General features: G+C 73.1%; 22 protein-coding genes and 1 pseudogene. 12 read left to right on the plus strand and 11 right to left on the minus strand.

The genetic code is table 11. The annotated features are described in order from the left end of the window. Window positions 1-79 precede the first annotated feature (79 nt). Window positions 80-505: an SPW repeat protein gene (locus ACZ60J_RS26440; protein WP_469685518.1), complete on the plus strand. Its 426-nt coding sequence runs from the start codon at window positions 80-82 to the stop codon at window positions 503-505. Between the two features lie 119 nt (window positions 506-624). Beyond that, window positions 625-783, plus strand: coding sequence for an SCO1431 family membrane protein (locus ACZ60J_RS26445; protein ID WP_469685520.1), 159 nt, complete (start codon window positions 625-627; stop codon window positions 781-783). A gap of 98 nt (window positions 784-881) precedes the next feature. Here ACZ60J_RS26445 and ACZ60J_RS26450 read toward each other — a convergent pair whose 3' ends face one another. The 3 genes from ACZ60J_RS26450 to ACZ60J_RS26460 are packed head-to-tail and all read right to left on the minus strand — an operon-like array spanning window position 882 to window position 3390. Continuing rightward, the gene (locus tag ACZ60J_RS26450; RefSeq protein ID WP_469685522.1) at window positions 882-1799 is read right to left on the minus strand and encodes a hypothetical protein; all 918 of its coding nucleotides are present in this window, start codon (window positions 1797-1799) and stop codon (window positions 882-884) included. Further along, entirely contained in the window at window positions 1796-2761 is a 966-nt protein-coding gene (locus tag ACZ60J_RS26455; protein ID WP_469685523.1) for a DUF6114 domain-containing protein, read from the minus strand. The genes ACZ60J_RS26450 and ACZ60J_RS26455 overlap by 4 nt, the downstream gene beginning before the upstream one ends. After that, the gene (locus tag ACZ60J_RS26460) at window positions 2752-3390 is read right to left on the minus strand and encodes a DUF6230 family protein (RefSeq protein WP_469685524.1); all 639 of its coding nucleotides are present in this window, start codon (window positions 3388-3390) and stop codon (window positions 2752-2754) included. The genes ACZ60J_RS26455 and ACZ60J_RS26460 overlap by 10 nt, the downstream gene beginning before the upstream one ends. Before the next feature lie 110 nt (window positions 3391-3500). Here ACZ60J_RS26460 and ACZ60J_RS26465 point away from each other — a divergent pair. Continuing rightward, window positions 3501-4022 (plus strand): annotated as a pseudogene (locus ACZ60J_RS26465) (TetR/AcrR family transcriptional regulator); the annotation flags it as partial. Window positions 4023-4408: 386 nt separating this feature from the next. Further along, window positions 4409-5578: an acyl-CoA dehydrogenase family protein gene (locus ACZ60J_RS26470; RefSeq protein ID WP_469685525.1), complete on the plus strand. Its 1170-nt coding sequence runs from the start codon at window positions 4409-4411 to the stop codon at window positions 5576-5578. Between the two features lie 358 nt (window positions 5579-5936). On the opposite strand, the gene ACZ60J_RS26475 is transcribed toward ACZ60J_RS26470, so the two are convergent. Then, a complete protein-coding gene (locus tag ACZ60J_RS26475; RefSeq protein WP_469685527.1) occupies window positions 5937-6806 on the minus strand; it encodes an AraC family transcriptional regulator in 870 nt (289 codons plus the stop codon). A 117-nt stretch (window positions 6807-6923) separates the two neighbouring features. Beyond that, window positions 6924-8630, minus strand: coding sequence for a CocE/NonD family hydrolase (locus ACZ60J_RS26480; protein ID WP_469685528.1), 1707 nt, complete (start codon window positions 8628-8630; stop codon window positions 6924-6926). A gap of 92 nt (window positions 8631-8722) precedes the next feature. Between ACZ60J_RS26480 and ACZ60J_RS26485 the strand changes: the two genes are divergently transcribed. The 3 genes from ACZ60J_RS26485 (at window position 8723) to ACZ60J_RS26495 (ending at window position 12517) form a co-directional block, all read left to right on the plus strand. Next, window positions 8723-9454, plus strand: a complete 732-nt coding sequence (locus ACZ60J_RS26485; RefSeq protein WP_469685530.1) for a TetR/AcrR family transcriptional regulator C-terminal domain-containing protein — start codon at window positions 8723-8725, stop codon at window positions 9452-9454. Window positions 9455-10199: 745 nt separating this feature from the next. After that, the gene (locus ACZ60J_RS26490) at window positions 10200-11333 is read left to right on the plus strand and encodes an Rv3169 family protein (protein WP_469685531.1); all 1134 of its coding nucleotides are present in this window, start codon (window positions 10200-10202) and stop codon (window positions 11331-11333) included. Between the two features lie 80 nt (window positions 11334-11413). After that, entirely contained in the window at window positions 11414-12517 is a 1104-nt protein-coding gene (locus ACZ60J_RS26495; RefSeq protein WP_469685532.1) for a phosphotransferase family protein, read from the plus strand. A 27-nt stretch (window positions 12518-12544) separates the two neighbouring features. Here the strand turns inward: ACZ60J_RS26495 and ACZ60J_RS26500 are convergent, their stop codons facing one another. After that, window positions 12545-12994, minus strand: a complete 450-nt coding sequence (locus ACZ60J_RS26500) for a hypothetical protein (RefSeq protein WP_469685534.1) — start codon at window positions 12992-12994, stop codon at window positions 12545-12547. Between the two features lie 218 nt (window positions 12995-13212). Here ACZ60J_RS26500 and ACZ60J_RS26505 point away from each other — a divergent pair, with 218 nt between their 5' ends. From ACZ60J_RS26505 to fxsA, 4 genes are all read left to right on the plus strand, one after another. Then, window positions 13213-13653, plus strand: coding sequence for an Lrp/AsnC family transcriptional regulator (locus tag ACZ60J_RS26505; RefSeq protein ID WP_030240692.1), 441 nt, complete (start codon window positions 13213-13215; stop codon window positions 13651-13653). Between the two features lie 204 nt (window positions 13654-13857). Beyond that, entirely contained in the window at window positions 13858-15507 is a 1650-nt protein-coding gene (locus tag ACZ60J_RS26510) for an amidohydrolase (protein WP_469685536.1), read from the plus strand. A gap of 336 nt (window positions 15508-15843) precedes the next feature. Further along, window positions 15844-16638: a polyprenol monophosphomannose synthase gene (locus ACZ60J_RS26515; protein ID WP_469685537.1), complete on the plus strand. Its 795-nt coding sequence runs from the start codon at window positions 15844-15846 to the stop codon at window positions 16636-16638. Window positions 16639-16752: 114 nt separating this feature from the next. Then, window positions 16753-17346: an FxsA family membrane protein gene (gene fxsA, locus ACZ60J_RS26520; protein ID WP_469685538.1), complete on the plus strand. Its 594-nt coding sequence runs from the start codon at window positions 16753-16755 to the stop codon at window positions 17344-17346. Between the two features lie 108 nt (window positions 17347-17454). Here the strand turns inward: fxsA and ACZ60J_RS26525 are convergent, their stop codons facing one another. The 3 genes from ACZ60J_RS26525 to ACZ60J_RS26535 all read right to left on the minus strand — a co-directional run bounded on the left by ACZ60J_RS26525 (window position 17455) and on the right by ACZ60J_RS26535 (window position 20367). Beyond that, on the minus strand, window positions 17455-17829 hold the full coding sequence (locus ACZ60J_RS26525; RefSeq protein ID WP_007262928.1) for an RNA polymerase-binding protein RbpA: 375 nt from the start codon (window positions 17827-17829) through the stop codon (window positions 17455-17457). Between the two features lie 320 nt (window positions 17830-18149). Next, a complete protein-coding gene (locus tag ACZ60J_RS26530) occupies window positions 18150-19526 on the minus strand; it encodes an MFS transporter (RefSeq protein ID WP_469685540.1) in 1377 nt (458 codons plus the stop codon). 70 nt (window positions 19527-19596) lie between these two features. Continuing rightward, window positions 19597-20367: a glycerophosphodiester phosphodiesterase gene (locus ACZ60J_RS26535; protein WP_469685541.1), complete on the minus strand. Its 771-nt coding sequence runs from the start codon at window positions 20365-20367 to the stop codon at window positions 19597-19599. Between the two features lie 301 nt (window positions 20368-20668). Between ACZ60J_RS26535 and ACZ60J_RS26540 the strand changes: the two genes are divergently transcribed. After that, window positions 20669-22171, plus strand: coding sequence for an SCO1417 family PLP biosynthesis transcription factor (locus tag ACZ60J_RS26540; protein WP_469685542.1), 1503 nt, complete (start codon window positions 20669-20671; stop codon window positions 22169-22171). A gap of 87 nt (window positions 22172-22258) precedes the next feature. Here the strand turns inward: ACZ60J_RS26540 and ACZ60J_RS26545 are convergent, their stop codons facing one another. Both ACZ60J_RS26545 and ACZ60J_RS26550 read right to left on the minus strand, forming a co-directional pair. Continuing rightward, window positions 22259-23896 (minus strand): P-loop NTPase family protein, encoded by a 1638-nt coding sequence (locus ACZ60J_RS26545; RefSeq protein ID WP_469685543.1) that lies wholly within the window; start codon window positions 23894-23896, stop codon window positions 22259-22261. Window positions 23897-23946: 50 nt separating this feature from the next. Further along, window positions 23947-24141 (minus strand): hypothetical protein, encoded by a 195-nt coding sequence (locus tag ACZ60J_RS26550; protein ID WP_007262923.1) that lies wholly within the window; start codon window positions 24139-24141, stop codon window positions 23947-23949. Between the last annotated feature and the right edge of the window lie 131 nt (window positions 24142-24272).

Consider the following 24272-nt stretch of genomic DNA (forward strand, 5'->3'; position numbering starts at 1 on the left):
GCCGTTGACCGGAACGGCATGTAAGTGGAACATAAAGGGCAAAAGGGCATTAGGAGCTTCTCATAGGAGGCAGCCCGCCATGACCACCCAACCGAGAATCGAACACCACCCCGACGTCGCTGAGATGCGCTCGCGGTTCGAGCGGGTCACCAGCACCCCGAGTGCCCAGATCGTCGAGGCGCTGGCCCTGATGACGGGCCTGTACATCGCCGCCTCGCCGTGGATCGCCGGATTCAGCGGGCTCAGCTCGCTGGCGATCAACAACCTGATCGCGGGCCTGGCCTACTGTCTGTGCATGAGCGGACTCGGCTCCGCCTACGAACGCACGCACGCCATGGCCTGGACCGCGGTCGGTCTCGCCGCCTGGACGATCGTCGCGCCCTTCGTCATCTCCGGCGACGTCAGCACCACCCGCACGGTGTGGAGCAACGTCCTCGCCGGCGGTATCGCCCTGTGCCTGGCCCTGGCCATGGCGGGCATGGCGGGCCGCGACCGCACCACCTGATCCGGTACGCACGACCCCTCGCGCCCCCGGTCCGCACCACGCGGCCGGGGGCGTGAGACATGCCACCCGTGACCATCGTCTCTACCGCGAGGGCCGCCCCCGCTGTCACATTGGGGGGCATGACCGCACACAGCGCCGCCCCGACCGCCCGCGCCCGCAACCTGGTCCGCACCGGCGGCCCCGACGACGAGTCCCCCCGCTGGCTGGAGCACGTGCTCGGCTGGACCCTGGTCGTGGTCGTGGCCATGTTCGTCACCCAGGTCGGCTGGTTCTTCTGATGTCCGGGATGCGGTTCAGGATCGAGGTCCTGTACCCGAACCGGGCATGGCTGACCGACGGGAAAATGGCCTCCCTCATGGATGTGCTCGGACATCCCCTACGGCAGATCCTCATCCACGTCTAGGCGCCGGCTTCCGCCTCCCGCTCCGGCCTCCGGCTCCACCCGCCAGTGTCCGTCCGGAATGCCCACCAGCCCGTAGAGCATCCGCACGGGCGAGCGTGCAGGCAGCAGCACCGCCCCGGCCAGCAGGGCGAACAGCCCGATTCCGGCCCACCACCCCAGCAGCCGGACGAGGACGCTCGCGCCCACCGCCCCCGCGAACGGCAGCCCGTAGACCCCCGCCCCGGCGATCGCCACCGCGATCACCCTGGGCACCTTGAGGTCCGCCGCGGCGCCCGGCAGCCGCCAGCCCTCCACCAGCCAGCCGATCTCGGCCAGCAGCATCGTGCCGATGACGGCCGTCCCGAAGATCAGCACGGCCAGGAACGTGCCCGAGGTCGCGAAGGCCAGCGCGCCGTTCACGACCCCCTGCGCGGACCAGTCGGCCAGTGCCTGCGGGTCGGCGCTCAGCAGCCGCTCGTACCCCCGGCCGTCCCACCCGTGGATCAGGGTGAAGAACAGCAGGAAGTACCCGGCCACCGCCTGGAGGTACCCCCAGTACCCGGCCCCGACCAGGACGAACAGCCGCGCCGCCAGGAACCCGAGCAGCGCGCCGACCACCACCGAGGCCCCGTAGAAGAGCGCGAAGCCGGCCCACACCCCGTCGTGGTCGCGGGCGGCGTGCATCGTCGCCCAGGCGGGGTTCTGCCAGAGCAGGTACGCCCCCGTGGGGGCGGGCAGCAGGGCCGCGTAGAGCAGGGTGAGCGCCAGGTACGGATTGGCCGCGCGGCTCCTCGTACGGACCCCCTCGCCCCGGACCGACCGCTCCCACCACTGGAGCTGGCGCCCGGCGGCCACCGCGAAGGTGGCGCCGATGCCGTACGCCCACAGCGGCGCGGCCTGGACGGGGATCACGAGGCCACCAGCCTCAGGTCGTCGGTCTTGATCACGTCGGAGGTGACCAGCGCCTGCTCCGCGCTCACCCGCGTCATGAAGACGAACGGCGGGATGACCGGGGGAGCGGGCAGCCCGTCTGGGCTGAAGGTCACGCACAGCAGCCCCTCGATGCACCCGCTGAACCGCGTCAGGTACAAGGTCACGTCGCCGCTCAGGTCCAGCCTCTTCGCGGCGAGCCCGTACTCCTCGCGGCCGTCGCGGCTGTGCAGCTCGTAGTCGGTCAGCGTGGCCGCCCGCATCCGCAGCACCAGCACCTTCAGCGGACCGTCCACCGTGGGCACGTGGGTGACCCCGGCGAAGGCGAACCCCTGCGGGGCGAAGAGCGCGGTGGTCACGGTCGGGGGAGTGCGCGCGGCCATCGGCGGACCGGCCGGGGCGGCGGCCCTCGCCTCCCCGGTGCCCGCCACCAGCGAGGCGAGCAGCAGCACCGGCAGCGCGGCGGCCAGCGTGCGCGGCCCGCTGCCGTCCAGGCTCGGGACGTACGGGCCCTCCTCGCCGGCCTCCGGATCGGGTACCGGGGTCCAGCCGAAGGCCAGCGCGCTGCCCGCGATGCCGAGCAGCATCCCGACGAGGAAGCCCCCGAGGTTGGTCGCCACGAAGGACAGCACCGAGAGCAGCAGCGCGTGGATCGATACGTAGGTCCGGGTCTGGGGCAGCAGCCACAGGAACAGGCCCGCGGCGATCAGCGCGAGTCCGATCCCGATGGCCGCGATCCCGCCGAGCCCCAGGCTGACCAGCACGGTCAGCGGGGAGAGCGGGACCAGCAGCAGCTCGATCCCGCCCAGGACCACGAGCAGTCCGCCCCAGAAGGGGCGGGTGCGGCGCCAGGCGCGCAGCCGCCGCCGGGGGCCGGGCAGCGGGAGCCGACGCTCCAGCCACCCGCTGCCCGGCCCGGCGGGCCCGCGCAGGCCTAGAAGCACTTCTTGCCGTCCAGGCTGACGTTCAGCTTCAGGCCCTTGAGGCGGAAGTTGCCGCCGGTCGCCGACCAGGCGTGCGACTTCACGTCCACGACCTCGATGTCCCCGGCCTGGAGGCCGAACTTGCCGGCCTCGCCCTTGATCCCGCCGACCTGGTCGAGGGTGGAGGCGTCGCGGCCGATCTGGGCCGTCCCGAAGACGGCGTCGCCGGCCAGGTCCTCGCCGTCGATGACGAGGTTGCTGGCCGTGACGGTGCCGGCCGGGCCGCCCGCGGTCAGTTTGAAGACCACCGTGCCCACCGGGGTGTCCACCTCGGCGGCCTGGCAGATGTCCGTGAGGGTGGCCTCGCCGATGCCGAGCAGCGCGACGGGATGGCCCTTGCCGTCGACGGAGCGGTCCGTCTGCACGTAGGAGGACAGTCCCTTGCTGCTCAGTTTGGAGGAGGAGACCTGGAAGCTGGTCCCCGAGACGGCGAAGGAGGCGGCGAGCGCGCCCTGGGCCATGACCATCGCCATCGCGCCGACCGCGACGATCGCGGGCATCGCGACGGCGGCCGTCTTCTTCCAGCGGACCCGTCCCTCGGGCGCCCTTGGCTCCGTGCTTCTCGCCGTGCTCGTCCTGTCGTTGCCCATGATGTGTTCCTCCCGTACGTCGTCCGGTGCGCAGGGGGAGTGCAAAGGGGGGTGCACAGGGGTCTGCCATACTGCGGGCTTCCTGTGGCAGTTCGAGGCTAGGGCTGAATTTGAATAATAGTCAACAGCGCGGAACGACCGGACGTTCGCAGGTTCGGCGGGCCGAACTGATAGCGATCGGGCGGAAGTTGTTCGCCGACATCTCGTACGACGCGCTCTCCATGGACGACATCGCCAAGCACGCGGGCGTGGCCAAGGGGCTCATCTACTACTACTTCAAGAGCAAGCGCGGCTATTACCTGGCCATCGTCGAGGACTCGGTGGCCGAGCTCGTGGCCCGGGCCGCGGGCCAGAGCGAACGCCCCAACGCGCAGCGCGTGCGCACCACCATCGACGGCTACCTGCACTACGCCGAGCACCACCAGGCCGCCTACCGCACCATCGTCACCGGAGGCGTCGGCTCGGACTCCGAGGTCCTCGCCATCCGCGACGCCGTCCGCGAGGAACTCATCGCGACCATCGCGGAAGGCGCGTACGGCCGCCGCGAGATCCCGCCGATGGCCCGGCTGGCCCTGGTCGGCTGGCTGGCGGGCGTCGAGGGCAGCACCCTCGACTGGATCGGCCCGGCGGAGGCCCCGGCGCCGGTCCCGGCGCAGGTCCCGGCGCAGGCCCAGGCGGACGCGGCGGACGCTCCCGCCCCCGCCGACCGCCCCGCCCCCGCCGACCGCCCCGGCCACCCCGACCGGGTCGAGTTCGGCGCCCTGCTGGTGCGCACGCTGCGCGCGACCCTGACGGTGATCGAGGAGTTCGTCCCCGAGTGCCCGGCCCCGCCCGTCCCCGAGGAGGATCTCGTACCCGTGACGGGAAGCCCCTGATCGGGCATACTCAACCGCCGCAGCCCCTTGAACTGGACCTTCCCGCGATCCGGGAGGGCACCATCGGTTGTGAGCCCCGAGACCCGGCGACGCGTACCACCCTCACGCGCCGCCCCGTGCTTGAACGTGAGGAGAGCGCCGCCATGACCGACCGCGCGCCGCAGGTGGACCGATCGCTGCCCACCGAGGAGTCCCGAGACCTGCTCGCGCTCGTACGCGAGATCGCGCAGCGGGAGATCCGCCCCCGGGCCGCCGAGGAGGAGGACGCCGGCCGTTTCCCCCGGGAGGTCTTCGCGCTCCTGTCCGAGTCCGGTCTGCTGGGGCTCCCGTACGCCGGCGAGTTCGGCGGCGGCGACCAGCCGTACGAGGTCTACCTCCAGGTGCTGGAGGAGCTGGCCGCGGCCCGCCTGACGGTCGGGCTCGGCGTCAGCGTGCACTCGCTGGCCTGCCACGGCCTGGCCGGCTACGGAACCAAGGAGCAGCAGGGCGCCCACCTGCCCGCCATGCTCGGCGGCGGGCTGCTCGGCGCGTACTGCCTCTCCGAGCCGTCCTCCGGCTCGGACGCGGCCTCCCTGACCACCAAGGCGGTCCGGGACGGCGACGACTGGCTGATCAGCGGCACGAAGGCCTGGATCACCCACGGCGGGGTCGCCGACTTCTACACGGTGCTGGCCCGCACGGGCGTGGACGGTCCGAAGGGCATCACCGCCTTCCTGGTCCCGGGCGACGCGGAAGGCCTCACGGCGGCGGTCCCCGAGAAGAAGATGGGCATGAAGGGATCGCCCACCGCCCAGCTGCACTTCGACGGCGTACGGGTCCCCGACACGCGCCGCATCGGCGAGGAGGGCCAGGGCTTCACCATCGCCCTGGCCGCCCTGGACGCGGGCCGCCTCGGCATCGCCGCCTGCGCGATCGGCGTGGCCCAGGCCGCGCTCGACGAGGCCCTGGCCTACGCCCTGGACCGCAAGCAGTTCGGGCACCCCATCGCCGACTTCCAGGGCCTGCGGTTCATGCTGGCCGACATGGCCACGAAGATCGAGGCCGGCCGCTCCCTCTACCTCGCGGCGGCGCGGCTGCGGGACGCCGGCAAGCCGTTCTCCCGCCAGGCGGCGATGGCGAAGCTCTTCTGCACCGACGCGGCGATGGCCGTCACGACGGACGCGGTCCAGGTCCTGGGCGGCTACGGCTACACGGCGGACTTCCCGGTCGAGCGGCTCATGCGCGAGGCGAAGGTCCTCCAGATCGTGGAGGGCACGAACCAGATCCAGCGCATGGTGATCGCCCGACACCTGGCGGGCCCGGAATCCCGCTGACCGGTCGGCCCGGGGCCGGATGAGGGGTCAGCCGCCGAAGAGGGGGCCGGTCGGCCAGATGGGGGAGGAGGCGATCCTGGACCACTCGGGATCGCGCTGCCCCGGCACGGCCCGCCCGGCCTCCTCCCACCGGGTCCGCAACGCGTGGTAGATGGGCGGGTCGGGGACCTGCCGAACCGATTCTTCGTGCCCTGCGGCGGGCATTCGCCGTCGGCGCCCCACCCTCGGCGTGGAAGTATCCATCGTGGTCATACCGGGCCAACGCGCCACCGGACCCACGGGTAACCCCGCCCATCCGTTCGACCCTTCCCCGGCCTGCCCCGGCCTTTCCCTGGTGGTTCCCCGCCCCGGCGCTCCGTCAGGCCGGTTCCACGGGCAGCCACAGCTCGCAGGTCGCGGAGGAGAAGTCGGCCGCGCGGTCCAGCACCGCGACGATCGAGGGACCGGGCCGCAGGCGCCACGGGTTGGAGGGGAACCAGTCGGTCGCCGTCGCGGCCCAGGCCGTCTGGAGGGCCTGCGGATGCGGTCCGGCGGTCCGGAAGACCGCCCACGTGCCGGCCGGCACCTCGATGGCGTCCAGGTCTTCGGGGGCCGCGGCCGCCCCGGACACGGCGACCCCGTGCAGGTAGGTCAGCTCGCTGCCCTCCGTGCCGTCGGGGTCGACGCCGTCGGACACCTGCAGCAGGCCGGCGGGCTCGGTGTCGCCGAGTGCCTTCAGCCGCAGGTGCTCCTCCTGCGGAAGCGAGGTGATGTGCCGCTGGATGTGCGGGTTGACGCCCTGGTGGACGAGCGGGACGCGGGCGGCGTGCCCGACCAGCCGGAACGCGGGGCGGTCGACGAGGCGGGTGTCCATGGGGATGCTCCCTTCGACGGTCAGGCGGATCCTGAGCCGTGGTTGTGTGCGCAGGGGGCCTCCGTCGCGGCGCACGTCACGGGGGCCGGCGCCGTGGACCGCCCGGAACGCGCGTCCGAACGCCTCGGTCGAGCCGTACCCGTACCGGACCGCGATGCCCAGCAGATCGTCCTCGCCGCGGACCACCTCGCCGGCGGCGACGGTCATCCGCCGCCGGCGCACGTACTCCGACAACGGCATGCCGGCCAGCGACGAGAACATCCGCCGCAGGTGGTACTCGGTCGTACCGAGCTCCGCGGCCAGTGCGCGCACGTCGAGCTCCCGGGCGAGGTGCTCCTCGACGAGATCGACGAGCTGGTTGAGTGCCGAGATCACGAGGCCTCCTTTCGAGGTCCACCCTGCCCGGTCGCACCCCGCCGGGACCCGACCGCAGCGATCCGATCCGATCGCCGTGCCGGGTCCGATCGCCGCGGTCCCGCGCCGGCCTGAACGTCAGCCGTTCTCGGCCGGGCCGGAACCGGGGGAGGGCGTGGGGAGCGTCAGCGCCGAGTCCGCATGGAGCGTGATGCGCACCGGCGTGAAGGTGGTGGCGTCCACCCGGGACCGGCCGGTGCCGGGATTGCGGGCGTAGCGCGGGTGGGCGCCTCCGCTGATCTGCCAGCGTACGCGGTGCCCGGCGGCGAACCGGTGGGCTGCGGAGCTCATCGGCACGGTGATCCGCGACGGCTCCTGCCCGTCGGTCCGCACCTGCCCCAGCCCGTCGCAGACGTTGACGGAGCGGCCCTGGGGGTCCACGTCGCACAGGCGGGCGAAGACGTCGGCGTGGCCGGTGTCGGTGGAGACGCTCAGCCGGGCCGAGACCGGGCCGAGGACGTCCAGGGGCTCGGTCAGCGGCGGGCCGGTGAAGGTCAGTACGTCGTCCCGGGCCTCCAGGGTGCCGTTGTCGCGAGGACCGGCCGTACGGGAGAGCAGCGGGCCACCGACGGAGGGGGTGGGGTCGGCCGGGTCATAGCGGAACGACACCAGGGGAGTGGAGTGCGCGGGCGCCTCCTGGATCAGGTGCTCCTGCTCGGTGGGGAACCAGGTGCTGACGGCCGCGGACGCCGGCCAGTCCTCCAGGTCGCTCCAGTCGTCCGCGCCGCCGACGTGGACGCGCACCCGCGTGGGCCGCAGACCCGAGGGATCGCCGCACAGGTGCGCGCGCAGCCAGGCGAGGCTCTCGGCGAACACCTCAGGCCACCCCTGCTGGAGCGCGGAGGTGTGGGTCCAGGGGCCGACGAGGAGGGAGGTCTCGCACCCGGACTCGCGGAGCCGGCGGTACTGGGCGAAGGTCTGGTCACCCAGCACGTCGTGCCATCCGGTGATCAGAGCGGTCGGCACGCGCAGCCGCTCCGCGACCGACGCCGTCGAAGCACCGTCCCAGTACGCGTCCTCGGGGTCCGGGTGCGACATCACGTCGTCCAGCCAGGGCACCTCGCCCCCGAGGGCGGAGACGTGCGCCCCGCGCAGCGGCTGCGCGGAGGTGGCTTCGCCCAGGCGCCGCTGCAGACGCAGGGTCGCCTTGACGAACGGCACCATGCCCTGGTGCTGGTACGTCATGCCGGCACCGACGGCGAGGGCGTTCTCCAATCGGAGCGCACCGTCCGCGTGGAACAGGGCGTGCGGGTCGTGCAGCCCGACCTGCACCACCATCGCCCTCAGCTCCGGCGGCGGGTCCGAGGCGAGGGCCCACTGTACGTACCCCAGGTAGCTGGGGCCGACGGTCCCCAGCGTGCCGTTGAACCAGGGCTGCTCGCGCAGCCAGGACACCGTGGCCCGGCCGTCGGCGGCCTCGTTGCGCCACAGGTCGAACGTGCCGCCGGAGCCGCCGGTGCCGCGGCAGCTCTGCACCACCACGTGGAAGCCCTGTTCGGCGAAGAGCACGCCGTACATGGGGGACCACGGCACGCCCCTGCCGTACGGCGAGCGGACCAGGAGGGTGGGGAAGTCGCCCTCGGCACGCGGGAAGTAGTGGTCCGTGATCAGCGGACTGCCGTCGGCGGCCGGCACCCGCAGCCCCGGCTCCCAGCCGACGTCGTGCCGCTTGGCGGGGAGACCGCGCCAGGTCGCCCTCATGATCCGTGAGGCCAGTGGCGGCCTGCCGGAAGGTGCGGTCCAGGTCGTCCCCGTCGCAGGACCGGCGTGCGTGGTTGCTGACATCGTTCCCCTCCTCGCTATCCGTACACTGTACGAGAATAGTGCATGCTTGGATGGCTGCACAGGCCGGCCGATCGGAAGAGGGGTTGCGGACCATGTCCCGCACGTCCCGCACTGAACGTGCAAGCACTCCGGGTGTCGACCCCGAGCAGCTCTGGCTGGGGTCCGCCAAGCCCCGCAGGGGGCGCAAGCCCTCCTTCAGCCGGGAGGCCATCACGGCCGCGGCCGTGGCCCTCGCGGACGCGGAGGGGCTCGAGGCGGTGACCATCCGGAGGGTCGCCGCGGAGGTCGGGGCGGGCGCCATGTCGCTCTACAGCTACGCCCCCGACAAGGAGACGCTGCTGGAGCTGATGGTCGATCACGTCACCGGCGAACTGTCGGCGACGCCCGCGAGCGCACCCGCCGGTGACTGGCGCGCCGAGCTGAAGGCCATCGCCCACCTCCAGCGCGCCCACATGCTGCGCCACCCCTGGCTCCCCGCCGCCCTGGTCGGCCGTCGCGTCCCCGGCCCCCACACCCTGGCCTTCCTGGAACGGGCGCTCGCCGCCCTGCGGCCCAGCGGGCTGGACGGTGCGGCGAGGCTGGAGGTCTTCGCGCAGCTCACCTCCTTCGTGGCCGGGCACGTCGCCCACGAGCTCGCGGGCGCCGCGGCCCTGCGGTCCCCCGACCGGCTGGCGGCCGAAGCCCGCTACCTCATGGCCGTGGCCGCGGACGGCCACCACCCGGAACTGGCCGAAGCCCTCTCCGCCCCCGGCAACCCCCTGACCCCCGAAGCCACCTTCACCCGCTTCCTCAACCGCCTAATCGACGGCCTGACCACCACGTAACCCCCACCAACAAACCCTCCTCCCCCCGCCACCCGCCCGGGACTCCACCTCCCCACCCCGGCCCCACGGCTCCCGCCCGCCCCCGAGTGGCCCCTGCTGCCCGCCCCGACCCCACCGCTCCGGGCCGCCCCTCGGCCCGCCCCCGCGCGGCCCCTGCTTCCCGGCCCGGTCCCACCGCTCCCGGCCGCCCCCCGCCTGCCCGTGTGTGGCCCCTCTCTCCCGGGCTCGGTCCCACCGCTCCCGCCTGCCCTGGGTGGTCCCTCCTGGCGCCGGCCCCACCACTCCCGACGCCCCCCGCCTGCCCTCGGGTGGTCCCTTCTTCCCCGGCCCGGTCTCGCCGCTCCCGCCTGGTCCCACCGTTCCCCGCCGACGCGATCCGGCCCCGGCCCACCCGGCCCGCCTGGTCCCGTCCTGGCCCAGTGGGCCCCGCGCCTCCCGGCCTGGCCGCCCACGCCTCCCCGGCTCGGCGCCTGCCCTCCCCGGCCTGGTCGGCCCAGCGGCCTTGCCCCCGCGGCCCGCAGGGCCCTGCTCGCCGGCCCGGCGGCCCCCACCCCCGGCCCGGCGGGCCAGTCACTCCGCCCCGGCGCAGCCGACCCCCCCCGGTCAATGGCCCGGACCAGCCGGGCCCCCGCACGATGTGTCTCCCTGCCAGTTCGTGCCACAACCCTGTTCCCCGGCCCGTCATCTGACGTACCGTCATTTCCGCCCAGGTGTCACCCCCCGCACCCGTTCCCGGAGGTTCGCCATGCCCGCCGACCGGCCCGTACCGCTCGACGAATACCCCATCCACCAGGCCCCGTTGTCGATGAAGCACCTCGTCACGGGCGACCGCAACGCCTACGACCGCTGCATCTTCCACGTCTTCGACCACGCGGGCCGCGCCGTCCTGATCCTCGGCCTCGGCGTCTACCCCAACGCCGGTGTCATCGACGCCTACGCCACCCTCCGCATCGGTGACGAACTGCTCGCGGTCCGCGCCTCCGACGCCCTCACCGACGACCGGATGAACCTCTCCGTCGGCCCGCTCCGCATCACCGTCGACGAACCCCTCCGGCGGATCACCCTCACCTGCGCCGCCGACCCCGAGGACCCCGACGGGCTCTCCTACGACATCACCTGGACCGCCGAGTTCCCCGCCGTCTGGGAGCCGCACCACACCCAGCGCCGGGGCGACCGCCTCATCCTCGAAGGCCGCCGCTTCGTCCAGGCGGGCGGCGTCACCGGCACCATCCGCGCCAAGGGCGAGGAGTTCACCCTCGACGCCGACTGGACCGGCACCCGCGACCGGAGCTGGGGGGTGCGCCCGATCCCCGGCGAGGAGGGCGGCCGGGCGGCCGAGGAGCACCGGCCCGAGGGCTTCCACTGGCTCTGGATCCCCGTCCGGTTCGAGGACCGCTTCCTGATGGTCATCACGCAGGAGGACGCCGACGGCCACCGGGCCCTCAGCGAAGCCGTGCAGGTCTTCCCCGAAGGCAGCGGCCGCCACGACGTACAGCTCGGCTGGCCGCACACCGACATCCGCTACCGCCCGGGCAGCCGCCACCCCGAAAACGCCGTCGTCCACCTCACCGACCCCGCCGGCCGCAAACCCCTGGAACTCGGCGTGGAGATCCTGGCCTCCTCCCCGCTCGCCGTCGGGGCCGGCTACCCGCCCGCCTCCGACTGGCAGCACGGCACCTGGCAGGGCCGCGGCTGGACCGACCGCCGCACCTACGACCTCTCCGACCCCGCGGCCCACCCCATGGCCGCCTTCGGTGTCACCGACCACTCGGCCCGCTTCACCCTCGAAGGCCGCACCGGCTACGGCATCTTCGAGCACGGCAGCTTCGGCCGCCACGACCCCAGCGGCTTCGCCGACTACAGCTCGGTGGCCCCGTAACCCCGGCCCTCCCGCACGGGAGGGCCGGCACCACCCACCCGCCTCAAGCCTCAACAGCCAAGCCAGAGAAGGGGTTTCCCATGGCAGGACCGGCACCGCGCCCCCGTACCTCCACCCGCGAACCCGAGGAGCTGGGCCGGCGCCTCGCCGCCTGGCTCGACACCGAGCTTCCCGGCGCGAAGGTCACCAACATCTCCGTCCCCGGGTCCAACGGAATGTCCAGCGAGACCCTGCTCTTCGACATAGAGCACCCCGACGCCCCGATCCACGCCTGCGCACTGCGCCTCGCCGCCGACCCGGCCGCCTACACGGTGTTCCCCACCTACGACATGCCCCGCCAGCACCGGGTGATGAGCCTGGTCGCCACCCACACCGACCTGCCGGTCCCGCGCGTGCAGTGGCTGGAAGAAGACCCCGGCCCGCTGGGGGCGCCGTTCTTCGTGATGGCCCGCGCCGAAGGCCGCGTACCGCCCGACGTGATGCCCTACACCTACGAGGGGAACTGGCTGCACGCGGCGACCGACGCCCAGCGCGCCGCGCTCCAGGAGGCGAGCATCGCGCTGCTCGCCCGGCTGCACGACCAGTTTCCGCCCGAGGAGGCGCGGTTCCTCCTCCCGGAGGGTGACGGGAGCCCGCTGCGCCGCCACGTGGAGGCCCAACGGGCCTACTACGACTGGGTGGTGGCGGGGAAGTCCCGGTCACCTCTGCTGGAGCGGGCGTTCGATCGGCTCGAAGAGCTCTGGCCCGCGGACGAGGGCGGCCCGGCCGTCCTCAACTGGGGCGACGCCCGCATCGGCAACGTCATCTACGAGACGGACGGTTTCGCACCGGTGGCCGTCCTCGACTGGGAGATGGCGGCCTGCGCCCCGCGCGAAGTGGACCTGGGCTGGACCGTCTACCTGCACCGGTTCTTCCAGGATCTGACGGTCAGTTTCGGCCAGCCGGGCCTGCCGGGCTTCCTGCGCCGCGAGGACATCGAGCGCCGGTACGCCGAACTCACCGGGCACACACCGCGGGACATGGAGTTCCACACGCTCTACGCCGCCCTGCGGCACGGGATCGTGATGCTGCGCATCGCCTACCGGCAGGCGCACTTCGGCGAGGTCGAGGTCCCGGCGGATCCCGACAGCCTGATCCTGCACCATGCCAGTCTCACCGCCATGGTGCAGGGAACGTACTGGTAGGCGGCCTGGAGGCCGCCGGGCCCGGGCTCAGGCGGCCTGCGCGTGCTGGCGCCTCTGCGGCATCACCGCGGGCGCCGGCATCCGCAGCGGACGCGAGCCGGGGCCGCCGACGTGCGAGAAGGGCTGCGTCCGCCAGTCCAGACCCTGCGGAAGCGCCAGGTGGACGACGGGCTCCAGGTCAGGGGCCCCGTCGTCGCCGAAGCCGAGGGTGGGCAGCGCGTCGGAGGCGGGCCGCCCCGTGCCCGCGCACACCGTGAGCCCGAAAGGGTTCCACGGGGTCAGGCAGAGGGCGTGCTCCGGCAGGAACTCCTCGTCCGCGACGAGGGCGATCGACTGGCCGCAGTCGGGGCAGGTCGCGTGATGGATCTCGAAGCCCTCGGCGTCGTATTCGAGGTACTCGTCGTCGTCGGCGTAACCGCTATCGACGATTTCCAGGGGCTCCGGTTCGATGCGACCGGTGCGCTTGGTGTTCAGCATGGATGTACTCCCCCTTGGGTGGGCCGGGCGGGCAGGTTCTTCGGCCACGGCCACCCCAAGCACTTCCCGTCGCGCGGCACGAGTAACCACTTCCGGCCGCGGTACGCCCGCTTACCCCTGTGGCCTTGGTCACATGCCCGCCGCAGGTGCCACCTCAATCCGTGGACACGGGTGGGCCTAAACGGCTCGGGGCCGTAAGTTGTGCGGCTATGAGCGCAATGGAGGAGCTGGACCGCCAGATCGTGGATCTGCTCGTGCGGGACGGGCGGATGAGCTACACGGACCTGGGCAAGGCCACCGGACTGTCCACGTCGGCCGTCCATCAGCGAGTACGCCGCCTGGAGCAGCGCGGGGTCATCCGCGGTTACGCGGCGGTCGTCGACCCCGAGGCCGTCGGCCTTCCCCTGACGGCCTTCATCTCGGTCAAGCCCTTCGACCCGAGCGCGCCGGACGACATCGCGGAGCGGCTGGCCGGGGTTCCCGAGATCGAGGCCTGCCACAGCGTCGCGGGCGACGAGAACTACATCCTCAAGGTCCGCGTGGCCACCCCGCTGGAGCTGGAGGACCTCTTGGGCCGCCTCCGCGCCCTGGCCCACGTCTCCACCCGCACGACGGTGGTCCTCTCCACTCCGTACGAGGCCCGCCCACCCCGGGTGTGATTCCGTCCCCTCCGGCCCCGCTGGGCGAAATCCAGCCTCTCCGGCGTTTGAGGAGCGGGGGTCCGGGGGCCGGCCCCCGGCAACGGCGCCGCACACGGCGACGGGGTCCGGGCGCAGCCCGGGGAACGGTGGAAGGGCGGGTAGGGGACCACCCCCGGAGGGGCCGCGGTCCGAGGCCCGCCCCGCACCCGCCAGACTGTCGGCATGACAGACCGCACCACCGCCGACTCCGCCACCGCCGCCGGAGCCCCCGCCCCCACCGCCGGAGGCCCCCGTACGGTCCTCCTCCGCGGCGGAGAGGTCCACAGCCCCGCCGACCCCTTCGCCACCGCGATGGTCGTCGAGCACGGCCACATCGCCTGGGTCGGCTCCGAGGGCGCCGCCGACGCCTTCGCGCAGGGCGTGGACGAGGTCGTCGACCTCGGAGGGGCGCTCGTCACCCCCGCCTTCACCGACGCTCACGTGCACACCACCTCCGCGGGCCTCGCCCTGACCGGCCTGGACCTGTCCACGGCAGCCTCCCTCGCCGAAGCCCTCCTGCGCGTGCGCGCGTACGCGGACGCCCGCCCCGCCGACCGGGTGCTGCTCGGCCACGGCTGGGACGCCGCCCGGTGGCCCGAACGCCGCGCCCCCCGCAGGCAGGAGCTCGACGAGGCCGCAGGCGGCCGCCCGCTCTACCTCAGCCGCATCGACGCGCACTCCGCCGTGGTCACCACGGCCCTGCTCCGGCTCGTGCCCGAGGTGCGCGCGGCCGCCGACGAGCCGCTGACCCGCGACGCCCACCACGCCGTACGCCGGGCCGCGCTCGGCGCCCTCACCCCGGCCCAGCGCGCCGAGGCCCAGCGCGCCGCCCTCGACCGGGCCGCTTCCCTCGGGATCGGCTCCGTCCACGAGTGCGGCGGCCCGGAGATCTCCTCCCCGGAGGACTTCAGCGGCCTCCTGGAGCTGGCGCGGACCCACCCCGGCCCGCGGGTCTTCGGCTACTGGGCCGACCGGGACCTCGCCCGGGTCAGGGAACTCGGCGCCGTCGGGGCGGCCGGCGACCTCTTCGTCGACGGAGCCCTCGGCTCGCACACCGCCTGCCTGCACGCCCCGTACGCCGACGCGGACCACACCGGCACCGACTACCTCGACGCGCGGGCCGTCGCCGACCACGTGGCCGCCTGCACCGAGGCGGGCCTCCAGGCGGGCTTCCACGCCATCGGCGACGCCGCGATCACCGCCGTGGTCACCGGGGTCCGGGCCGCCGCCGACAAGGTCGGCCTGGACCGGGTCCGCGCGGCCCGGCACCGCGTCGAGCACGCCGAGATGATGACCCCGGCCACCATCGCCGCCTTCGCGGAACTCGGCCTCACGGCCTCCGTGCAGCCCGCCTTCGACGCGCTGTGGGGCGGCGAGGAGGGCATGTACGCCGACCGGCTCGGCGCCGAGCGGGCCCGCACCCTCAACCCCTACGCGGCCATGCTCAAGGCCGGCGTCCCCCTCGCCTTCGGCTCCGACGCCCCGGTCACCCCCCTCGACCCCTGGGGCAGCGTCCGCGCGGCCGCCTTCCACCACACCCCCGCACACCGGATCTCCGCCCGGGCGGCCTTCGCCGCCCACACCCGCGGCGGCTGGCGGGCCCTGGGCCGCGACGACGCGGGCATCCTCGTCCCCGGCGCCCCGGCCGACTACGCGGTCTGGGACACCGCCGAACTGGTCGTCCAGGCCCCCGACGACCGGGTCGCCCGCTGGTCCACGGACCCCCGTTCGGGCACCCCTGGACTGCCGGACCTGACCCCCGGCGGCGAACTGCCGGTCTGCCTCGCCACCGTGGTCGGCGGCCGGGAGGTATTCGTACGGCCACAGGGGTGATCCGGGTGGCCCTGGTTCGGTGAGGGCGGCCGGACCCGGATAGGTTCGGCCGGGTCCACCACCGGACGTCCGAACCGGACGGAGCCGATCGCTCAGCCGCGCCCGCGCCTCGGGGGCGAGGGAAGGTTTCGCCGCAAGGGTGTCCCCCCTGCTCCGCAGGAGACTCGGGGGCGGTGGCCTCGGATCGGGGCCCCGCGGTCCAGTAGACAACGGTCAGGCGGCCCGCAGCCAGCGGGAGCCGGTCCGGCCCGAAGGACCGCGGGCCCCGATCGCTGTTCTAAAATCATCCTCTGCGACACGACGTACAGGATGTACGAGAACGCAAAAGGGGAATCAGTGAGCGACGGCGGACAGCGAAGCTACGGACCGCTCGGCACGGCCTTGGTGATCATTCCGACCTACAACGAGGCGGAGAACATCGGGCTGATCGTCGGCCGCGTCCGCGCGGCTGTACCCGGGGCCCACGTCCTGGTCGCCGACGACAACAGCCCGGACGGCACCGGAAAGCTCGCCGACGAGCTGGCGGCCGCGGACGACCAGGTCCACGTCCTGCACCGCAAGGGCAAGGAAGGCCTCGGGGCCGCCTACCTGGCCGGCTTCGGGTGGGGCCTGGAGAACGGCTACGGCGTCATCATCGAGATGGACGCCGACGGCTCCCACCAGCCCGAGGAGCTGCCCAGGCTGCTCACCGCCCTGGAGGGCGCCGACCTGGTGCTGGGCTCCCGCTGGGTGCCGGGCGGCCGGGTCGTCAACTGGCCGAAGAGCCGCGAGTTCCTCTCCCGGGGCGGGTCGACCTACTCCCGCCTGATGCTGGGCGTCCCGATCCGCGACGTCACCGGCGGCTACCGCGCCTTCCGCCGCGAGACCCTCGAAGGGCTGGGCCTGGCCGACGTGGCCTCCGCCGGCTACTGCTTCCAGGTCGACCTGGCCCGCCGCGCGGTGCAGAAGGGCTTCCGCGTGGTCGAGGTGCCCATCACCTTCGTCGAGCGCGAGTTCGGCGACAGCAAGATGAGCAAGGACATCGTGGTGGAGGCCCTCTGGCGGGTCACCCAGTGGGGTCTCAAGGAGCATGCGGGCAAACTCTCGGACAAGGTCGCGGACAAGGTGTCGGGCAAGGCCCGGGACAAGTAGCCCGCCCCCCCCGGGCCGGGAGGTGCGAGCCCTCGCCGGGCTCCGGCACCCCTAGGGGATGTCCGGTACCTCCGGCTGAGGACGTCTTTACCCCGACCCGGGCACACTGGGGGTATGACGACCGGAGTTCCGACCTCTACGGCCCCCCGGCGGCGTTCGCCCGCCCGTACGTACCTTCCCCTGGCCATCGCGGCCTGGCTGATCCTGGAGATCTGGCTGCTCGGCCAGGTCGCCGGACTGATCGGCGGCGGTGGTGTCGCCCTGCTGCTCGCGGGCGGCCTGGTGCTGGGTGCGGTGGTCATCAAGCGGGCCGGGCGACGCGCCTTCAAGAACCTGACGGACACCTTCCAGCAGGCGCAGGAGGGCCGTCAGCCGACCCCGCCGCAGCCCGGCAAGCCCGGCACGGGCAACGGCCTGACCATGCTGGCCGGCCTGCTCCTGATGATGCCCGGCCTGATCTCGGACGCGGCCGGGCTTCTGCTCCTGCTCCCGCCCGTCCGCGCTCTGGTCGGCCGCCGGGCCGCCCGCTCCCTGGAGCGGAAGATGGCCTCCGCCCCGGCCGGCTCCTTCGGCGACGCCTACCAGCAGGCCCGGATCCACTACCCGGACGGCAAGATCGTCCCGGGTGAGGTCATCCACGGCGAGGTCATCCGCGAGGACGGCCCGCAGCGGCCCGACAACGGCCACCGCCCGCCGCTGACCCCCTGAGGGGCCGTGCACGACGAAAGCCGAGGGGCCCCACCGCACACTGTGCGGTGGGGCCCCTCGGCTTGGTGCTGTCTTACGGTGCTGCTTGCCGCTGGTGGCGTCCGGCTGTCAGGCGGACTTGCGGCTGTCGCGCGGATGCACGGCAATGTTCATGGCGCCGGAGCGAAGGACCGCGAGCCTCTCGGCCAGCACTTCCTCCAGCTCCTCGCGGGTGCGCCGCTCCATGAGCATGTCCCAGTGCGTTCGCGCAGGCTTGCCCTTCTTCTCTTCGGGCCCATCCCCGTCCACCAGGAGTGCCATGGCGCCACACGCCTTGCACTCCCACTCCGGCGGAATTTCTGCCTCAACCGAGAACGGCATCTCAAATCGATGTCCGTTCTGGCATGCGTACTCCACCGCCTGGCGCGGGGCCAGATCGATGCCGCGGTCCGTCTCGTAGCTGGTAACCACGAGCCGCGTACCGCGGAGAGCTCGCTCACTCATGAATCGTGCCTCCCGGGCTTGTCGCCCACAGGACAGGTGTCGCTGTCGTCGTCATCCGGTCAACGTCCGGTCGGCGGTATAGATTCCCGCTCCGGGTCATGCGTCGCCCGTCGTACCGCCCCTTGTTGTACCCACCAATGCCCGTTTTGTCACATCTGGCAGCAGATGTCACCCAACGTCTTCACTTCACAAGCGCGCAGTAACGGTCCGCCTGGCAGGCCAAAGGCGTACACTACCGGCCCTTAGCTTGAACGTCGAAATTCGTTCCGAATTCGCGTGCCTGTGACCCCTCGGATCCGTCGGATGCGGCGGATCCCCGGTCAGATCCGCTCGGGTACAGGATTGCCCGCCGCCTCCACCGCGCGCCGCACCGGCACTCGGGCGAGGAGCACGAAACCCAGTGCGAAGAAGACCACCAACGAGATGATCGCGTCCCGGTAGCTGCCCGTGACCTGGTACGTGAGCCCGAAAACCAGCGGGCCCACCCAGCTCAGCCCCCGGTCGCTCATCTCGTACGCCGAGAAGTACTCGGCCTCCTTGCCCGCCGGGACCAGGTGCGAGAACAGCGAGCGCGAGAGCGCCTGACTGCCGCCGAGCACCAGTCCGATCATCGCGGCGAGTGCGAAGAACCACACCGGGGTCCGGGCCGGCAGGAAGTATCCGGCGGCCAGCGTCAGCCCCCAGGCCGCCAACGAGCCGAGAATCGTCCGCTTGGCGCCGTACCGGAGGGCCAGCCGGCCCATCCCCAGCGCACCGGCCACCGCGAGGACCTGGACGAGCAGGATCGCCCCGATGAGGGTGGACTGCTCCAGCTTCAGCTCCTCCGACCCGTAGATCGAGGCCTGGGAGATCACCGTCTGCACGCCGTCGTTGTAGATCAGGTACGCCAGCAGGAACGACAGGGTCAGCGGGTAGCGCCGCATGTCCTTCAGGGTGGCGACGAGCTGCTTCCAGCCGCTGACGGCCGGGGCCGCACCCGGCTCCCGGACCACGGCGCGGTCCCGCAGCCGGCGCAGCGGGATCAGCGCGAAGGCCCCCCACCACAGGCCCGCGGAGGCCAGGCAGATGCGGATCGCCATGCCTTCGGTGAGCCCGAAGGAGTCGTGGCCCATGTAGAGCGCCAGGTTCATCACGAGCATCAGCGAGCCCGAGGTGTAGCCGAAGGCCCAGCCGCGCGAGGAGACCGTGTCCCGCTCGTCCGGCGTGGAGATCTGCGGCAGATAGGCGTTGTACAGCACCATCGAGACCGACAGCGAGGCGTTCGCGACGATCAGGAGCAGCCCGCCGAGCAGGTAGCGCTCGCCGGCCAGGAAGAACATGCCGGCCGTCGCCGCTGCCCCCGTGTACGCGGCCACGGCCAGCAGCGGCTTCTTGCGGCCGGTCCGGTCGGCGACCGCCCCCGCCAGCGGCATGAGCAGCACGGCCAGGATCACCGAGGCGGAGACCGCGTAGGCGAAGTAGGAACCGGCCCGCACCGGGATCCCCAGCGGATGCACGAAGCCCTCGGCGTCCGCCGCGGCCTTGGCGATCGAGGTGAGGTACGGCCCGAGGAACACGGTGAGCACGCTCGCCGAGTAGACGGACACCGCGAAGTCGTAGAAGTACCAGCCCCGCTGCTCGCGCTTGCGCGCGGCCGTGGCGGCGGCTCTGCCGTCCTCGGCCCCCGGTTCCGCGTCTTCCGTCGTCTGCGCACTCATTGGTGCCCCCTCGCTGGTCCCCGTACCGCCGCGGCCGCCGGCACCGGGCGCGCAGCCCGAAACGGGCCGGTCAGGCCCAGGCTCCGCGCCGGTCCAGCACCGTGCGCAAGATGTCGATCCGGTCGGTCATGATGCCATCGACTCCCAGGTCCAGGAGAGCCTCCATGCGTTCCGGTTCGTTCACGGTCCACACGTGCACCTGGAGCCCCCGCTCATGGGCCGTCCGCACGAACCTGCGGTCCACCACGCGGATGCCCGCCTGGGTCTCCGGCACCTGCGCCGCCACCGCGCCCGCGCGCAGCGCGGCCGGGATCGCGTACGACCGCAGCCGCAGCCCGAGCACCCCCGCCACGCCGTACGAGGTCGCCAGCCGCGGGCCGGCGATCTTCTGGGCCCGGGCGACCCGGCGCTCAGAGAAGGAGCCCACGCAGACCCGGTCCCAGACCCCGGCCCGCGCGATCAGGCCGATCAGCGGGTGCACGGCGGACTCGTCCTTGATGTCCACGTTCCATCGTGCCTCGGGGAACTCCTCCAGCAGGTCCTCGAAGAGCGCGAGGGGCTCGCTGCCGCCAGCCCGGACCTCGCGGAGCCGGCTCCACGGCTGCTCGCGGATGCGCCCCTGCCCGTCGGTGACCCGGTCCAGGGTGGCGTCGTGGAAGGCGACCAGTTTCCCGTCGGCGCTGGCGTGCACATCGGTCTCGAAGTACCGGTAGCCCGCGGCCGCCGCCGCCCGGAAGGCGGCGGCGGTGTTCTCCAGCCCGTCCGCGGCCCCGCCGCGATGCGCGAAGGGGATCGGACCCGGGTGGTCGAGATAAGGGTGGGGTAGGCGTACGTGCGTCACCGCGGCAGTATGCCCCCTGCCCGCGCCGGGCCGGGACCGCCCCCGTGTCCGGCCGGTGAACGCCCGCCCAGCCCTGGCCGCCGGCGCCCCGACCGCCTGGCCTCCTCCGCCCCGCCCCGCCCCGGCTTCCTCCGCCCCGCCCCGCCCGGCACTGGCCTCCTTCGCCCCGCCCCGCTCCCTCGGTGGCACCCCTGAGCCCCGGCCTCCGGTCGCCCCGTGGCACTCTGGACCCCAAGGATCGATCCAATGCCGTTCCCGAGGGGCCGGCAGGGGCCAATTTCGTGAAGGTGGACCCGAACCCATGGCGCAGTGGACCTCGGCCGTCGGTGCCGCACAGCTCGGCCGGCTCATCACCTCCCAGCAGGGCCGGGCCGCCGCGCCCGGCGGGCGCAAGCTGCCCGCGTACCGCTCGCTCGCCGACGGCATCCGCCTGCTCGTCCTCGAAGGCCGCATCCCGGTCGCCGCCCGGCTCCCCGCCGAGCGGGAGCTGGCCGTGGCGCTCTCCGTCAGCCGCACCACCGTCGCCGCCGCCTACGAGGCCCTGCGCGGCGAGGGTTTCCTCGAATCCCGGCGGGGCGCGGGCAGCTGGACCTCGGTGCCCGCCGGCAACCCCATGCCGGCCCGCGGCCTGGAGCCCCTGCCCCCCGAGTCCCTCGGCTCGATGATCGACCTCGGCTGCGCCGCCCTCCCGGCCCCCGAGCCCTGGCTCACCAAAGCCGTCCAGGGCGCCCTGGAGGAACTCCCGCCGTACGCCCACACCCACGGGGACTACCCGGCCGGGCTGCCCGCGCTGCGCCGCATGCTCGCCGACCGCTACACCGAGCGCGGCATCCCGACCATGCCCGAGCAGATCATGGTCACCACGGGCGCGATGGGCGCCATCGACGCCATCTGCAGCCTCTTCGCGGGGCGCGGAGAACGCATCGCCGTCGAATCCCCGTCCTACGCCAACATCCTCCAGCTCATGCGCGCCGCCGGCGTGCGCCTCGTGCCCGTCGCCATGGGGGAGGGCCTGACCGGCTGGGACATGGACGTCTGGCGCCAGGTGCTGCGCGACTCCGCCCCCCGACTTGCTTACGTGGTCGCCGACTTCCACAATCCGACCGGGGCCCTGGCCTCCGACGAACAGCGCCGCGCGATGGTGGACGCGGCCCGCTCGGCCGGCACCGTCCTCGTCGCCGACGAGACCATGGTCGAGCTCCAGCTCGACCCGGCACTGGAGATGCCCCGCCCCGTCTGTTCCTTCGACCCGGCCGGCTCCACCGTCATCACGGTCGGCTCCGCCAGCAAGGCCTTCTGGGCCGGCATGCGCATCGGGTGGGTCCGTGCGGCCCCCGACGTCATCCGCAGCCTCGTGGCCGCCCGCGCCTACGCCGACCTGGGCACGCCCGTGCTGGAACAGCTCGCCGTGGACTGGCTGATGCGCACCGGAGGCTGGGAGCAGGCCGTGGAGGTCCGCCGCGGCCAGGCCCGGGAGAACCGGGACGCCCTGGTGGCGGCCGTACGCCGGGAGCTGCCCGACTGGGAGTTCCGGGTCCCGCTCGGCGGCCTGACCCTGTGGGCCCGCGCGGGCGGGCTCTCCGGCTCCCGGCTGGCCGAGGTGGGGGAACGGGTGGGGGTACGGGTCCCCTCGGGGCCCCGGTTCGGTGTCGACGGGGCCTTCGAGGGATACGTCAGGCTCCCGTTCACCGTCGGCGGCCCGGTGGCCGAGGAAGCGGCCGCCCGGCTGGCCGCCGCGGCCCGGCTGGTCGCCACCGGAGCGGGCGGCGGCGGGGCGGAGCCGCCGCGCACCTTCGTCGCGTAGGAGGGGTTGGGCCGTCTCTTTCGGATCTTGTCTGCCGAGCTCGCGGTGCCGGGCGCCGCGGGCCCGGCAAGATCCGAAAGAGACGGCCTAGGGGGCGTCCGCCGGGACCTCGGGGATGTCCGAGGCGTCGATCGCCGGGCCCTGCGCCTGGGCCGGCGGCTGCACGATGTGCAGCGGCTTGCTCAGGGTGACGTGGTCCGGGACGGGCTTGGTCGGCGCCTGCCGCTCGGGCAGCAGGTCCAGTACCGCCTGGCGGTGTCCCGGGTGGGTGGCCTCGTCGTACGGGTCCGGGGTGGCCGGCACCTGGAGCCGGTGCACGGGACCGGCGCCGAGCCGGGCGTACCCGCGCCCCGGCGGCAGTACGGCCGTCGGAGTGGTGTGCGGGGGCAGCCCCAGCACGTCGGCGATCTGCTGGATCGTGGCCGCTCCGAGCACCACCCGGGCCCTCGTGTGCTGCCAGACGGAGTCGTTGAGCAGCTCCAGGTGGTCGAACTGCTCGGCCACCACCACGGTGACGTGCGCGGCGCGCCCGTGCCGCAGCGGCACCTGGAGCTGCGCGATCGGGTCGGGGGCGCCCTCGGCGGTGGCCAGGTGGGCCAGCACGCTGGGCCGGTCGAGCAGGATCCACAGCGGGCGCCGGGTGTCCTCGGGGGCGGGCCGTCCGGCTTCGCGGGCCCGGTGGGCGGCGATCAGGCGCCGCTCGGTCTCGCGGGCGGCCCATTCCAGGGTGGCCAGCGCCCCGCTCGGCCCGCACTCCACGGCCAGGACGCCGGCGCGGCCGGAGAGGCAGGAGTACTCGCCGGTGCCGCCGCCCTCCACGATCAGCACCTCGCCCCCGTGCCGCAGGGCCTGCAGGGCGATGGAGCGCAGCAGCGTGGACGTACCGCTGCCGGGCTGGCCCACGGCCAGCAGATGGGGTTCGGCGGAACGGGAGCCGGTGCGCCAGATGACCGGAGGCACGTCCCGGGGCTCGTCGCCGTCCAGGACGGGCAAGGTGCGCTGCACGCTGCCGGGGTCGGTGAAGCCGAGCACGGTCTCACCGGGGGAGGTGACGAAAGGCTGGGCGGCGATGCCTGTGGGCAGCGCCGCCAGCACGCTCAGGTCGAGCTGGTTGCCCTCCTCGTCCCAGTCGAAGAGATACTCCCGTCCGCGCCCGGACTTGGCGTGCAGCAGTGCCTCGATCCGGGCCCGTGACGCGGCCTCGCCATCGGTGAAGTAGGCCGGGTAGCGGATGTGGAGCCGGGTGACGCGGCCCGCCTCGTCGAACTCGTAGCCGCTGAAGGCCTTGTCCCACTCGCCGCCGTGGGCGAAGAGGGGGCTCGGGTCCTCCGGAATGGAGAAGTACGGCACGAGGGCTTCGTAGAGGGAGCCGAGCCGTTCGGTCTCGGCATCGCTGGGCCCGGTCTTCACCGGGGTGCGGTCGCGTCCCTGCCAGGCCGCCGCCGCCATGAGGGTGATCAGGGCGACGAGCGGTCCGTAGGGGACGAGTGCGACCACGAGGACGCAGGCGGCGCCCAGGAACAGCGCGGGACCCCGCTTGTCCTTGGGGGTGTCGCACCATTTGCGGCGTCCGGCCGAGGCCAGGACGCGCAGGCCGCGTCCGATGGTGAGGAGCGGATGGAGGACGTCCGTGGCGCTGTCGGCGGCCGTGCGAGCGAAGTCGCGGCCCCGGGTGAGCGACATGCTGCCGCTGCTGAGGATGCGGGGAAGTGGGCGCCGGGCCACGGGCGTCTCCTGGAGTTGTGGAAGCTTCGGGTGGGTGCCGGGGCCGGCCGCTAGAGCTTGATCCCGCCGAGCAGGCTCGCGAGGCTCGCCGTGCTCGCCGTGATGCTGGGGGCGATGGCGGAGCCGGCGAGGAAGAAGCCGAAGAGCGCGCACACGAACGCGTGCGTGAGCTTCATGCCGTCCTTCTTGAAGAACAGGAAGCAGATGATGCCGAGCAGGACGACACCTGAGATGGACAGGACCATGAGTCAGTTCTCCTGGTGGGTGGGGACAGTCACCATCAGTTCTTCCAGGCTCACAGGAAGTATCAATGCGATAAAAGGTGCATACGGGTGAATGCGGCAATTTTTCACTTGACCGGCCCATCCCGGCTGGC

The sequence above is a fragment of the Streptomyces sp. NPDC104226 genome (assembly GCF_055584085.1).